The sequence below is a fragment of the Herbaspirillum sp. ST 5-3 genome (assembly GCF_004804275.1).
Classification (GTDB): Bacteria; Pseudomonadota; Gammaproteobacteria; order Burkholderiales; family Burkholderiaceae_D; genus Noviherbaspirillum.
On the sequence record NZ_STGI01000008.1, the window covers coordinates 175,090 to 188,202 of the forward strand.

Genomic DNA, 13,113 nt, shown 5'->3' on the forward strand with positions numbered 1-13,113 from the left:
ATCAGATATCCGCTTCGGCTTCGTTGCCGTGTTCTTCCAGCCAGGCGCGCCGTGCGGCTGCCTCGCCTTTGCCCATCAGCATATTGAAGCGAGACTCCGATGCAGCGAGATCGAAGTCGCCCAGCGATACCGGCAGCAAGCGGCGTGTATCCGGATTCATCGTGGTTTCCCACAACTGTTCGGCATTCATTTCGCCCAGACCCTTGAAGCGTGAGATGGTCCATGCGCCATCCTTCACGCCGTCCTTGCGCAGCTTGTCTTCGATCGCCGTCAGTTCGCCATCGTCCAGCGCGTACAGCTTTTGCGCCTGCTTCTTGCCGCGCGCTGGCGCGTCGACCCGGAACAGCGGAGGGCGCGCAACGCAGATGTGCCCACGCGCGATCAGTTGCGGAAAGTGCTTGAAGAACAGGGTCAGCAGCAAGACCTGAATGTGCGAGCCGTCCACGTCCGCGTCGGACAGGATGCAAATCTTGCCGTAGCGCAGACCGGTCAGGTCCGGTGTGTCGTTCGGTCCGTGCGGATCGACGCCGATAGCCACCGCGATGTCATGAATTTCGTTGTTCGCAAACAGGCGGTCGCGTTCGGTCTCCCAGGAATTGAGCACCTTGCCGCGCAGGGGCAGGATGGCCTGGAATTCCTTGTCGCGGCCCATCTTGGCCGAACCGCCTGCCGAGTCGCCCTCGACCAGGAAGAGTTCGTTGCGGCTCACGTCATCCGATTCGCAATCGGTCAGCTTGCCCGGCAGAACCGCGACGCCGGAAGATTTCTTCTTTTCGACCTTCTGCGCCGAGCGCAGGCGGGATTGTGCCTGCTTGATTACTAGATCGGCCAGCTTCTTGCCATAGTCGACATGATGGTTCAACCACAATTCCAGCGCGGGCCGGGTGAAGGTCGCAATCAGGCGCACCGCGTCGCGCGAATTCAGTCGTTCCTTGATCTGGCCCTGGAACTGCGGATCAAGCACCTTGGCCGACAGCACGAAAGATACGCGTGCGAACACATCTTCCGGCAACAGCTTCACGCCCTTGGGCAGCATCGAATGCATTTCGACGAAGCTCTTCACCGCGCCGAACAAGCCTTCGCGCAGGCCGGCTTCGTGTGTGCCGCCGGCCGGTGTCGGAATCAGGTTGACGTAGGACTCGCGCACCACATTGCCTTCTTCCGTCCAGGCGACCACCCATGCCGCGCCTTCGCCTTCCGCGAAGCCATCGGTCTCGCCGCTCGCATATTGCTCACCTTCAAACAAAGGAATCAGCGGGTCGGCGTTGGAGGACTGCGCCAGCGATTCGACCAGATAACCGCGCAGGCCCTGATCATACTGCCAGGTTTGCGTGTCGCCGGTCTTGGCATTGGTGAGGGTCACCTTGACGCCGGGCAGAAGCACTGCCTTGGAACGCAGCAGCCGCTGCAATTCCGCGCCCGGAATGGCGGATGAGTCGAAGTATTTCGGATTCGGCCAGACCGTGACGCGCGTGCCGGTTCGCCGCTCGTCCTTCGACAGGGGGCGCGACTTCAGTTTTTCAATCACGTCACCATCGCCAAAGGTGAGCTTGTGCTCGCCGCCTTCACGCCAGACAGTGATTTCCAGGCGCGAGGATAGTGCATTGGTGACGGAGACGCCGACGCCATGCAGGCCGCCCGAAAAGGAATATGCGCCGCCCGATCCCTTGTCGAATTTGCCACCCGCGTGCAAGCGCGTGAACACGATTTCTACTGTCGGCACTTTTTCTTCCGGATGCAAGCCGACCGGGATGCCGCGTCCGTCGTCTTCGACGCTGACGCTGCCATCAGTATTGAGCGTCACCGAGACGTTCTTGCAAAAGCCGCCCAGCGCTTCGTCCGACGCGTTGTCGATCACTTCCTGGATGATATGCAGCGGATTCTCGGTGCGGGTGTACATGCCCGGGCGCTGCTTGACCGGCTCGAGTCCTTTCAGGACCCGGATGGACGATTCGCTGTAGTCGGATGCGGAGGATTTTCTAGTTGCCATTCAGATGAGGATGCCAAAAATGCTGTTATTGCTTGAGGGAATGTATTTAAACATAAGTCACAGCATTCTAATGAAAAATCAGAGCTGGCTGCGCGTGAACTAATGTGGGGGCAAAGACGCCACTTCCAATACGGACGGGAAAAGCCGCGAGGCGGGGTGCCGACCAGAGGCCGGCGAGCGACCCGATGTTGTAGTTTGGAAACTCTGGCCGAAGAATATGGCCGGTGCGGTGTTTGTCCTGCAATTAATGTAGTGCAACAGGGCAAAATCTTTATAAAATGAAAGCCCATGTCGTCCCATAATTTTCCCTTCGCCGTACGTCTGATCGGATTTTCCTTGCAGGAAATACTGGCATTCGAAAACGCCTTTGCAAACGAGGAAGGCAAGAACTACGGCTATTTTCGTCTCGAGGACGGCAACTTGCAGGATCCAGACCTGTATGTCGCCAATGCGGACGAATTGAAGGCATTGGTCAGCCTTGCCGACCTGCGACCGAGCGATGTCCGGCCGGCCCTGCTGATCGGCCGGCCAGGCGTGGAGCTGCCGTATGCGCGGATCGATCGTCCGTTCGAATGGCCGGTGCTGTTCGAAGCGCTCGACAATCTGGTCGAAAAGCGGGCCGACGCGCTGTCGCGACTGGAAGCATCCGATATCGTGACCGTGCCGGAACGCCGGCGGCGCGACCGTCTGGACCTGGATCTCACCGACCCCGCCGAATACGAAAAAATGCGCTCCAAGGTGCGCCGCGACGGGGTTGTACTGGTTGTCGATAAAAGTCCCGCGCTGCGCGACTACCTCTCCGACCTGCTGGCGCGCCAGCAGACGCGGGTGGTGTGGGTCAATGGCGAAGTCGAGGCGGTTGAATTGTGCAAGCAAGAGCCGATCTCGGCCGTACTCATTAATACTTCCACGCCCGGTATTGATCCTTACCGCCTGTCCTGGGCCATCAAGGAAAAGGACTCGCCGATCAAGATCGCGGTGATTTTCCTGGTCAGCAAACCCTTTGTTTACGACCTGCAGCAGGCGAATTACGTTGGCGCGGACGGCTTCCTCAACAAGCCGCTCGCCAGCCATCACTTGATCACTGCGCTGAGGAAATTTCTTCCGTTTCCGCGTTGATAGTTATTGGTCCACGGAGCACACGAAGGACACGGAAATATTCAAGGAAGACCAGGCCGCCGCATGTGACGCAGGGTACGGAGCATCGCCACAATCCGCAGCCTTGAATTCTTTCCGTGTCTTCCGTGCTTTCCGTGGACAATCCAGCTACTTGCTCAGCAGGCGCATTCCGCGTTCCAGCCCTTCGATCGTGACGGGGAACATCCGATTGTTCATCAGTTGCCGGACGATCGAGATCGACTGACGGTATTGCCATAAACCTTCCGGTTCCGGATTCAGCCAGATGAATTTCGGGAAGGTGCTGGTAAAACGCTGCAGCCATTCGGCGCCGGCTTCCTCGTTGTTGTATTCCACGGAGCCGCCCGGCTGCAGGATTTCATACGGGCTCATCGTCGCGTCGCCGACGAAAATCAGCTTGGTATCCGGCGTGTATTTGCGCAGGATGTCCCAGGTCGGAAAACGTTCCGCGTGACGGCGCCGATTGTTCTTCCACAAGTAGTCGTAAACGCAGTTATGGAAGTAGAAGAATTCCATGTTCTTGAATTCGGTTTTCGACGCCGAAAACAGTTCTTCAGTACGCGCGATATGGTCATCCATCGTGCCGCCCACATCCAGCAGCATCAGCACCTTGATGTTGTTCTTGCGCTCCGGCTGCATCTTGATGTCAAGATAGCCGGCATTGTTGGCGGTCGCACGTATCGTGTCGTCGAGCGCCAGTTCTTCGTCCGCACCTTCGCGCGCAAATTTGCGCAGGCGGCGCAGGGCGACCTTGATGTTGCGTGTGCCGAGTTCGCGCTCATCGTCGTAGTCCCGATAAGCACGCGCCTCCCAGACTTTCACCGCAGTGCGATTGCCGCCTTCGCCGCCGATCCGGATGCCTTCCGGGTTTTGTCCGCCATTGCCGAACGGCGAAGTGCCGCCGGTGCCGATCCATTTGTTGCCGCCTTCGTGGCGTTCCTTCTGCTCCTTCAGCAATTCCTTCAGCCGGTCCATCAGCTTGTCGTAACCGAACTTCTCGATTGCCGCGATCTGCTCGGGCGTGAGATCGCGCTCCATGCGCTTCTTCAGCCATTCGAGCGGGATGTCCGGATGCTTCTCGAAGATCGCATCGATGCCCTTGAAGTACAGTCCGAATGCCTTGTCGAACTTGTCGTAATGGGCTTCATCCTTGACCAGGGTGGTGCGCGACAGGAAGTAGAAATCGTCCAGCGACGGGCTGATGACGTTTTTCTGCATGGCTTCCAGCAGGATCAGGAATTCCTTGATCGACACCGGAATCTTCGCGTCTTTGAGGGTAAAGAAAAAATCGATCAACATGTCAGCCCTCCGGCTTCCAGTTTGTACAGCAGGTTTTTTTTCACGCCGGGCCACTCGTTCTGGATCACGCTGTAGACCACCGAATCGCGAATGCGCCCGTCGGGCATGATGATATGGTTGCGCAATACGCCGTCGCGCTTGGCGCCGAGCCGCTCGATCGCCGCCTGCGAACGCTTGTTGAACCAGTCGGTGCGGAACTCCACCGCAATGCAGCGCAGCTTTTCAAATGCATGCGCCAGCAGCATCAACTTGCACTCGGTATTGATGGCCGTGCGTTGCGCCCGTTGCGCGTACCAGGTGCCGCCTATTTCAAGGCGACGATTGTTTTCGTCGATATGCAGATAGCGTGTTCCGCCCACGATCCGGCCGCTCTCGTTGTCGCGCACCGCGAAGGCGAGCACCTCGCCTCGTTCTCGCTGCGCAAGCAATTGCTCGATATAGTCGCGCACGCCTTCCGGCCTTGGCACAGTCGTGAACCAGAGGTTCCACAGCTCGCCATCGGCAACGGCCAGCCTGATCTCTTCTTCGTGTTCCAGTGCCAGCGGTTCCAGCGTGGCATGCCGGCCGCTCAGCGTGACCGCATCGACAAAGGCCATGACTGCTATCCGATCAGCGATTCGTGCGCGACATGAAGACCAGGCGCTCGAACAGATGCACATCCTGTTCGTTCTTCAGCAGCGCGCCATGCAGCGGAGGCACGATGGTTTTCGTATCCTTGCTGCGCAGGGCTTCCGGAGGAATGTCCTCGGCCAGCAGCAATTTCAGCCAGTCCAGCAGCTCGGAGGTGGACGGTTTCTTCTTCAAGCCGGCCACTTCGCGAACTTCGTAGAAGGTTTGCAGCGCCTGCGCCAGCAGATCCTTTTTCAGTTGCGGGAAATGCACATCAACAATCTGCTGCATCGTGTCCTTGTCGGGGAAACGGATGTAATGGAAGAAGCACCGGCGCAGGAAGGCGTCCGGCAATTCCTTCTCGTTGTTCGATGTGATGATCACCAACGGGCGATTCTTCGCCTTCACCAGTTCGCGCGTTTCGTACACATAGAACTCCATGCGGTCGAGTTCGCGCAGCAGATCGTTCGGGAATTCAATGTCGGCCTTGTCGATCTCGTCGATCAGCAGCACCACTTGCTGCTCCGACGTGAATGCCTGCCACAACACACCCTTGACGATGTAGTTGTGAATATCCTTTACCCGCTCGTCGCCCAGCTGCGAGTCGCGCAGGCGCGATACCGCATCGTATTCATACAAGCCTTGCTGCGCCTTGGTCGTCGATTTGATATGCCACTGCAGCAGCGGCATGCCGAGCGCCGCGGCCACTTCCTCGGCCAGCATGGTCTTGCCGGTGCCGGGCTCACCCTTGATCAGCAATGGACGTTGCAGCGTCAATGCAGCATTGACTGCAAGTTTCAAATCGTTGGTTGCAACGTAATTTTGGGAACCTTCGAAGCGAGTTTCTTGTCGCATAGCGTTGTGTCATCAAGATGAAAATAAAAGCAAGTATAAGCGAGAAAGATAATCCAGGCTGGAACCGCAGCCACGCCTTTTTTCCCTGCATTTTAAGCACTCCATGAAAATTTCCCTGTTGAAGCTATGGGTGATGTGGCGACGTTTTCGCCGGACATCACCCCGTCATAATGAGCATCATCTGCAATACATTGCGCAGATCGAGGCACTGATGCGGCGCGCCAATCCATTCGCCGCGTGGACTGAACGCGCGAATTGGATGATCGATGTGGCCGATTGGCTCAGACGCGATCCGCCGCGATCGAACCTGGATACGCACGCGTGGAGACGCATCAAGCATCAACGCACGCGTTTCCTGCTCGACTGGCTGGACAGCCACCGCGAGGTAAGACGCGTGGTGCAGACGACTCTGCAAAAGACCTTGCGCGAAGCGGTCGGTCCGGAACTGTTCTGCGCCACGGGTTTGCCGCACGAACCGGCATTTTTTGGCGAACTGTCGGAACGCGTTGCCAAGGCGATGCTGCCAAAAGCGCCGTCGCGGCGTGACCTGTCCGCCTTGTTTACGGCGATGTTCCCGGACCCGTCCGATGCCGACTGGCTGATCGGACTGGACCACAAGACCCTGGCGCGCGTCTGGAAGCTCTGCGCCGACGACGGCATCGCGCACAACTTTGTTCAACAGATCGATGAAGCGCTGACCTACCTGGTATCGATGATCATCGCGGTCGGCATCAGCCCGGAATTCCGGCAGCGACTGGAGCCGCACGTACCCTTGAAGGCGACCCCGTTCATGGCCCTGCAGCGCGAACTGGAAAAATACCTGATGGCCGGAGCGAATGATGAAGCGGCATTGCGCAGCGTGCGCATGCTGGTCGCTGTATGTCAGGCGCAAACCGATCGCATCTACACGCATCTTGACGAATACGGCGTATCGGTCGGACTGGTTTATCGAGTCGAGCGGATGCGGGCGCAGCTCACGCGAATGGCGCGGCTGATCGACTTGCGCTCGGCACCGCCGGACGCGCAATTAACAGCGCCGGCGCAGGGGCTGCTGGTCGACCTGATCGAGGCGCATCACCGGCGCTCGTCGGTTCGAGGCCTGATTAGCCGCAGTTTTTCCCTGCTGGCACGCAAGATGGTCGAGCGCAATGCCGACCACGGCGAACAATATGTCGCGCGCGATCACGCCGAGTATTGGGCGATGTTCAAGGCTGCCTGCCGCGGCGGCGTGGTCAGCGTGTGTACCGTGCTGCTGAAGGCTGCGCTTCCCGCTGCCGGCGTTGCTCGTTTCTTCGAAGGTGTGTTCGCTTCACTGAACTATGCGGCTGGTTTTCTTGCAATTTCCGCGCTTGGTGGGACGCTGGCCGCCAGGCAGCCGGCGATTACCGCACCGACGCTCGCTTCAAAGATGCAGGCACTCGGCACTGCAGACGGCATGCGCAAGCTTCTCGGTGAAATCGCCGGCCTGTTGCGCGCGCAGGCGGCTGCGGTGTTCGGCAACGTGGTGTCCATCGCCCCTGCCATGACCGCGGTTTCCCTGCTGTTCTGGCTGGTCTCTGGAAGTACGATCATGCAGCCGGAAAAGGCCCATGCCAGCCTGCAGGGACTGTCGGTGTTTGGCGTCACGCCGGTATTTGCCGCCTTCACTGGCGTATTGCTCTGGCTATCAAGCCTGAGCGCCGGATTCGCCGACAACTGGTTCGCGCTGCGCAACATGCGTGAAGCGCTGGCGCATCATCGGCGCCTGGTTCACGCGCTCGGTCAGGTGAGGGCAGAGCGCCTGGCCAACTGGCTGGAGCGGCATGTGGCCGGCATTGTCGGCAATGTCTCTCTGGCGCTGCTATTGGGGATGTCGCCGGTACTGCTTCAATTCTTCGGCCTGCCGCTCGACGTGCGGCATGTGACGCTGGCGACGGGCACGCTTGCAGCCGCAGTCAGCAGTCTTGGCTGGAGTGCCGTGACCACGGCGGACTTCTGGCTGGCCGTCGGTGGCGTTACCCTGACCGGAATACTGAACATCGGCGTGGCTTTCGGCTGCGCATTGGGACTGGCTTTGCATGCGCGCGACGTGCCAATGCGGGTCAGGCGCGTGGCTTTTCGTGCAGTGCTGAAGCGCTTTTTCGGCTCACCGCGTTTCTTCCTGCTTCCCGAGAAGAGCGTGGCAAGCGTGACGGCGCTTCCAACGCCGCCAGCCCCGGTAGCTCCCGCCGAAGCGGAGGAAGACCTCAGGCAATCCAAGAGCGGGCGCTCATGAATCAGGGGCGCCGTGGACGATCCGGCAATATCAATGTAGAATTAGGCGATTTGGTGCGTCGGAGCAACACCTACAAAACGCGCCAAAAGCCTATCCGTAAGTGCTTCGATCCGGTTTTCGCGGTCCGGATTTCTTGCGGATAAGTTTATGAATTTCGTATTAATTTATTCCCAGCTACCATGAAAAAACTATTTGCGTTCCTCGCGCTCGCAGGTGTTGCAAGCGTCGCCGCAGCCGCGGACGTCGTCGGTAATGCCAAGGCAGCAGAAAACAAGGTTGCAATGTGCATCGGATGTCACGGCATCCCGGGCTACAAGGCCTCATTCCCGGAGGTCTATCAGGTTCCGATGCTGGGCGGCCAGAACGCCAAGTACATCCAAAGCGCGCTCAACGCCTACAAGAAAGGCGATCGCAAGAACCCCAGCATGCGCGGCATCGCGGCCGGCCTGTCGGATCAGGATATCGCCGACGTCGCGGCTTATTACGCACAGCAGAAATAAGGGGACCCATGATGAAGAAGATTCTCGCAGGCGCGGCCGTACTGATGTCGTTTAACGCCTTTGCGGGCGGCCATATCGACGCCGGCAAGGCTGCCACGGAAAAATTCAACTGCGCCGCCTGCCATGGCAAGGATTTCAACTCGCCGGTCGATCCGAGCTATCCGAAACTGGCAGGTCAGCACCAGGATTACCTGGAGCATGCGCTGATCGCCTACCAGCGCGGCGCGGACGGCGCCAATGGACGCGGCAACGCGATCATGGGCGGACAAGCCAAGCAACTGTCGAAGGAGGATATCCAGAATATCGCCGCCTACCTGCACAGCTTGCCGGGCTCGCTGGTCTTGCGCAAGTAAGTCCGCGCACACCTGTTAAGCAAAAAGCCACGCTTGTCGTGGCTTTTTGTTTTCTGGAATGAGCAGCGTGCGGGAGCTCAATCCATCGGCAATCCGGCTCCCCGCAGGCGCGCGCGCAGCCGTTCCAGTTCGTCGAAGAGATCGGCCACCAATCCGGCCAATTCGGGATTGGCGTCGAAATTGCGCTCCAGTTCATAAAGGCGGCGCGTCCGCAGCAGGTCTTGTCCGGTGAAGAACCAGCGGCTCGGATCCTGCTCGCCCTGGGCAGCAAGCACGCCGGCCTGCACATGCTCGACGATCCATTCCCGGCTGACGGTACAACTCGCCGCGAGCTCGTCCACCGTGAGCCGGACATCCTCCATGAGCAGTCCAATCAGTTCTTGCGCCATCGTTCACACTCCCAATGCCTGACGTGGGTTGAACGCGAGTTCGCGTGCCATGGTTTGATAAAAGTCGCGCGCCTTTGGATTGTCGGCGGGTGGCACGACGACTTCCATCACAAGATAGAGGTCGCCCGGCGGCGCCCCCGGGATTCCGCGGCCCTTCAGGCGCAGTTTGCGGCCTGACTGCGATCCTTCGGGAATGCGTATCTCTACCGTGCCATCCGGAACTGGCGCCTTGACGCTTGCGCCCAAAGCCGCCTCCCAGGGCGCAATCGGCAGGCTTGCATAAACATCCCGTCCCTCGACGCGATAGCGCGAATGCGGATTGAAGTGCACTTCCAGGTACAGATCGCCCGCTTGCCCTCCGCCGGAGCCAGGCGCTCCTTGTCCAGCAAGACGGATGAGCTGGCCTTCGCGAACGCCCTTCGGAATGCGAACATCGAGCGTGTGTTCCGCCAGCATCACGCGGCCGTGCTGGTCCACGCGTGGTACGCGCAGTGACAATGTCCGCGAGGCACCGTGGTAGGCGTCTTCCAGGTCAAGCATGACCTTCGCATGATGATCTTCACCGCGAGCGTGGAAATGCGCACCGCCTGCACCGCGCATGCGGCCGCCGAACAACTCGGAAAAGAAGTCGCTGAAATCGGCACCTTCCGGGCCGGAAAAGCCTCGTCCGGAGAATTCGAAGCCGGCATCCCAGTCCGGTGGTGGACGGAATTCCTCTCCGGCATGATGGCGCTGCCCAAGCTGGTCATAGGCCACCCGTTTTTCGGGATCCGACAGCACCGCGAAAGCCTCGTTCAGCTCCTTCATGCGCGCTTCCGCATCCGGTTCCTTTGAAACGTCCGGATGGTATTTGCGCGCAAGACGGCGGAAAGATTTCTTGATCTCGTCCGCCGTCGCATCCCGGGCAACGCCCAGTGTCTGGTAGTAGTCCTTGAATTCCAAGCGGATTCTCCTTCTACTTTTGTTGCTTCGCCTGTTTCCATAATGGTGCCGGACCAGCCTCAAATCAAGGTATTGAATTCCTTTCATCGGTACATATGTTGATCATACCGGTCGACTGCCTGCGAAGTCGGCCATCTTTACGAAACCCGACATGACAGGAGGACGAAATGATGTATCGATCGATATTCCCTCGCGACGTGTTTGCCGAACTTGACCGGCTGCAACGTGAAATGCAGCAGGCGATTGAAACCGGTCCGAGTATCCGCGGTATCGGCCGAGGCGGTTTCCCGGCCCTGAACGTGGGCGGCACGCAGCAATCGGTGGAGTTGTACGCATTTGCGCCCGGGCTGGATCCGGCCAGCATCGAGGTCCAGCTGGAGCGCGGCGTACTGACGATTTCAGGCGAGCGTGCGGCTGATCTGCCTGGCGAAGACCAGAAGGCCGCGGTACACATCAACGAACGCTTTGCCGGACCTTTCCGGCGTGTGGTCAGTCTGCCGGAAGACGATGTCAATCCGAGCGGCGTCTCCGCGCAATACAAGGATGGCGTGCTTCACATCAGCGTCAAGCGCCGTGAATCGACGCAGCCGCGCCGTATTTCCATTCAGTAAGCAAGGAGGAAACATCATGAACGAGAACACGAATGTCACGAAAACGACGAACGGAAATGTCCGTTCCGAGGCGGCATTACTGCCTCCGGTCGATGTGATCGAAGACGCTTCCGGCATCACCTTGTTTGCCGATCTCCCGGGTGTGCCGAAGGAAAAGCTGAGCCTGCAGCTGGAAGCGGAAACGTTGACGATCGAAGGCGAAGTGGAGCTGAACGCACCAACGGAAATCGAATCGAGCCACGTTGAGGTAAGGCTTCCGCGTTATCGCCGCGTGTTTACCTTGTCGCGCGAACTGGACAGCGAAAAGGCATCGGCGGAATTCAAGAACGGCGTGCTCAAGTTGCGCATTCCGAAGGCCGAACATGCCCAGCCGCGCAAGATCGACATCAAGGTTGCTTGATTGACGGCCGTTGCGGCGGCAGTCTTTTGATTCAATGGAGGAAAGCGATGAGACTCGAAGAGATCAAGCAAGGCTGGTCGACTTTCTGGGATTCGGTCGCTGAAGGCTGGCAGCATCTGCGTCAATCGGCCTCCAGTGCGATTACCGGATTCAAGCCCAGCGCACAGACCAATCTTCCCGCCAAGAGCGATATCGACGATGCGTTTTTCATTCCTTCGATGGGCTGGTCGATGCTCGGCGGCGATGTGTTCGAAGACGACAAGCGCCTGGTTGTGCGCATTGAGGTGCCTGGCCTGGACAAGAACGACCTGGACATCGAAGTACAGGGAGATGCCCTGATCGTGCGAGGCGAAAAACGCTTCGAGCGGGAAGACACGGAAGGGCGGTATCGCGTGCTGCAATGCGCGTACGGCAGCTTCCGGCGTGTCGTCCCCCTGCATGCTCCTGTTCTGGCTGACCAGGCCAAGGCCAGTTACAAGAATGGCGTGTTGCGGGTGGAACTTCCCAAGATGGAAGAAGACAAACCGCAAAAGTGGACGGTGAAGGTCGATTGATAAACGTTTGCAGAGGGCGTTCCTGCGGGAGCGCCCTTGTTGCGCCGAGCTGTGCTCAGCGGCGCTTCACGCATTCGACATAAGCGACGCCATCCGGAGGCATACCGTTGCGCTGCGAATTCCAGATCATCTCGCCGAGGCATTCCATCATCTGGTGATGCGCCTCATGCTCGGAACCCAGCCTTTGCGCCAGCGACAGGAAGGCGGCGCGTATACCCTTGGGCTGGTCGATCGAGATCTGTTCGGCGATCGACAAATGCATCGCCAGATGCAGAAACGGATTGGTTTGCCCGCTCTCCACAGAGTAATCCTTCGCCAATGCCGCATCCACCTCGGCCAGCGCTTCCCAATATTCCTCGTGCTGCATGATCCAGTCGCGCGCGATGGCCTCCATGGGCGTCAGGATCTCATTGGCTCTGGCCTTGCGATAGCTTTCGCAAAAAAAGCGTCGAACGTCGTGCTGCGAAGGGTTAAACATCGTTCAGGAAAATGGAGCTGAGGAAAGCCGCATATTGTACCGGCACAAGCCCGGCAGCGCGGATTCCTATAACATGGGAAACATTCCTTGCATCACGAGCGCGAGGAAATCCGAACCATCAAAAATGGAACTCATCATGTTGAATGACACTGCACTCGATACTCTGTTCCGCACTGCGCGGACCCACAATGGCTGGCGCGACAAGCCGGTCTCCGACGAGCAATTGCGCCAGATTTACGATTTGATGAAATGGGGGCCGACCTCGGCCAACTGCAGCCCGGCACGGATCGTCTTCGTGAAGTCGCCGGAGGCGAAGGAAAAACTGCTGGCTTGCATGGACTCGGGAAACCTTGAAAAGACCAGGACGGCGCCCGTCACCGCGATCATCGGCATGGACATGGAGTTTTACGAAAAAATGCCGCAATTGTTTCCGCACAATCCAGGCGCACGTTCGTGGTTCGCGGGCAAACCGGAAGTGATCGCGAGCACTGCAATGCGCAATTCATCGTTGCAGGGTGCTTACCTTATCATGGCCGCACGGGCGGTCGGACTGGATTGCGCGCCGATGTCGGGCTTCGACGCGGCCAGGATCAATGAAGCCTTTTTCTCCGGCACCTCGATCAAGGCGAACTTCGTGTGCAGCCTGGGCTACGGCGACACAAGCAAGCTGCACCTCAGAGGACCGCGCCTCGCGTTCGAGGAAGCGTGCAGGATCGATTAAGGGAAGCTTGCAGTGTCGGTC

Annotated in this window: 15 protein-coding genes; 8 read left to right on the top strand and 7 right to left on the bottom strand. The window is 58.8% G+C overall.

Annotation, left to right across the window (positions count from 1 at the left end):
• Position 1: 1 nt before the first annotated feature.
• Complete coding sequence (locus E6W33_RS16765) at positions 2-1,990, bottom strand: DNA topoisomerase IV subunit B (protein WP_136418455.1); 1,989 nt, start codon at positions 1,988-1,990, stop codon at positions 2-4.
• A gap of 288 nt (positions 1,991-2,278) precedes the next feature.
• Between E6W33_RS16765 and E6W33_RS16770 the strand changes: the two genes are divergently transcribed.
• Complete coding sequence (locus E6W33_RS16770; protein WP_136418456.1) at positions 2,279-3,109, top strand: response regulator; 831 nt, start codon at positions 2,279-2,281, stop codon at positions 3,107-3,109.
• 147 nt (positions 3,110-3,256) lie between these two features.
• On the opposite strand, the gene E6W33_RS16775 is transcribed toward E6W33_RS16770, so the two are convergent.
• From E6W33_RS16775 to E6W33_RS16785, 3 genes are read right to left on the bottom strand one after another with little or no spacing between them, the layout of a single operon-like run.
• The gene (locus E6W33_RS16775; protein ID WP_136418457.1) at positions 3,257-4,426 is read right to left on the bottom strand and encodes a hypothetical protein; all 1,170 of its coding nucleotides are present in this window, start codon (positions 4,424-4,426) and stop codon (positions 3,257-3,259) included.
• Positions 4,420-5,022: a GNAT family protein gene (locus E6W33_RS16780; protein WP_136418458.1), complete on the bottom strand. Its 603-nt coding sequence runs from the start codon at positions 5,020-5,022 to the stop codon at positions 4,420-4,422. Before E6W33_RS16780 ends, E6W33_RS16775 begins: the two co-directional genes overlap by 7 nt.
• 13 nt (positions 5,023-5,035) lie before the next feature.
• A complete protein-coding gene (locus tag E6W33_RS16785) occupies positions 5,036-5,890 on the bottom strand; it encodes a MoxR family ATPase (RefSeq protein WP_136418459.1) in 855 nt (284 codons plus the stop codon).
• Between the two features lie 103 nt (positions 5,891-5,993).
• Here E6W33_RS16785 and E6W33_RS16790 point away from each other — a divergent pair, with 103 nt between their 5' ends.
• The 3 genes from E6W33_RS16790 (at position 5,994) to E6W33_RS16800 (ending at position 8,997) form a co-directional block, all read left to right on the top strand.
• Positions 5,994-8,144 (top strand): site-specific recombinase, encoded by a 2,151-nt coding sequence (locus E6W33_RS16790; protein ID WP_136418460.1) that lies wholly within the window; start codon positions 5,994-5,996, stop codon positions 8,142-8,144.
• A gap of 179 nt (positions 8,145-8,323) precedes the next feature.
• Positions 8,324-8,644, top strand: coding sequence for a cytochrome c (locus E6W33_RS16795; RefSeq protein ID WP_136418461.1), 321 nt, complete (start codon positions 8,324-8,326; stop codon positions 8,642-8,644).
• Positions 8,645-8,655: 11 nt separating this feature from the next.
• On the top strand, positions 8,656-8,997 hold the full coding sequence (locus E6W33_RS16800; RefSeq protein WP_136418523.1) for a cytochrome c: 342 nt from the start codon (positions 8,656-8,658) through the stop codon (positions 8,995-8,997).
• A gap of 77 nt (positions 8,998-9,074) precedes the next feature.
• On the opposite strand, the gene E6W33_RS16805 is transcribed toward E6W33_RS16800, so the two are convergent.
• Positions 9,075-9,386: a chaperone modulator CbpM gene (locus tag E6W33_RS16805; RefSeq protein WP_136418462.1), complete on the bottom strand. Its 312-nt coding sequence runs from the start codon at positions 9,384-9,386 to the stop codon at positions 9,075-9,077.
• Between the two features lie 3 nt (positions 9,387-9,389).
• Positions 9,390-10,328 (bottom strand): DnaJ C-terminal domain-containing protein, encoded by a 939-nt coding sequence (locus E6W33_RS16810; protein WP_136418463.1) that lies wholly within the window; start codon positions 10,326-10,328, stop codon positions 9,390-9,392.
• 170 nt (positions 10,329-10,498) lie between these two features.
• Here E6W33_RS16810 and E6W33_RS16815 point away from each other — a divergent pair, with 170 nt between their 5' ends.
• From E6W33_RS16815 to E6W33_RS16825, 3 genes are read left to right on the top strand one after another with little or no spacing between them, the layout of a single operon-like run.
• Positions 10,499-10,939, top strand: a complete 441-nt coding sequence (locus E6W33_RS16815) for an Hsp20/alpha crystallin family protein (protein WP_136418524.1) — start codon at positions 10,499-10,501, stop codon at positions 10,937-10,939.
• Positions 10,940-10,955: 16 nt separating this feature from the next.
• The gene (locus tag E6W33_RS16820; RefSeq protein ID WP_136418464.1) at positions 10,956-11,339 is read left to right on the top strand and encodes an Hsp20/alpha crystallin family protein; all 384 of its coding nucleotides are present in this window, start codon (positions 10,956-10,958) and stop codon (positions 11,337-11,339) included.
• A gap of 47 nt (positions 11,340-11,386) precedes the next feature.
• Complete coding sequence (locus tag E6W33_RS16825) at positions 11,387-11,893, top strand: Hsp20/alpha crystallin family protein (RefSeq protein WP_136418465.1); 507 nt, start codon at positions 11,387-11,389, stop codon at positions 11,891-11,893.
• Between the two features lie 55 nt (positions 11,894-11,948).
• Here the strand turns inward: E6W33_RS16825 and E6W33_RS16830 are convergent, their stop codons facing one another.
• Positions 11,949-12,371 (bottom strand): DUF1841 family protein, encoded by a 423-nt coding sequence (locus E6W33_RS16830; RefSeq protein ID WP_136418466.1) that lies wholly within the window; start codon positions 12,369-12,371, stop codon positions 11,949-11,951.
• Between the two features lie 136 nt (positions 12,372-12,507).
• Between E6W33_RS16830 and E6W33_RS16835 the strand changes: the two genes are divergently transcribed.
• On the top strand, positions 12,508-13,092 hold the full coding sequence (locus E6W33_RS16835; RefSeq protein WP_136418467.1) for a malonic semialdehyde reductase: 585 nt from the start codon (positions 12,508-12,510) through the stop codon (positions 13,090-13,092).
• Positions 13,093-13,113: the final 21 nt, after the last annotated feature.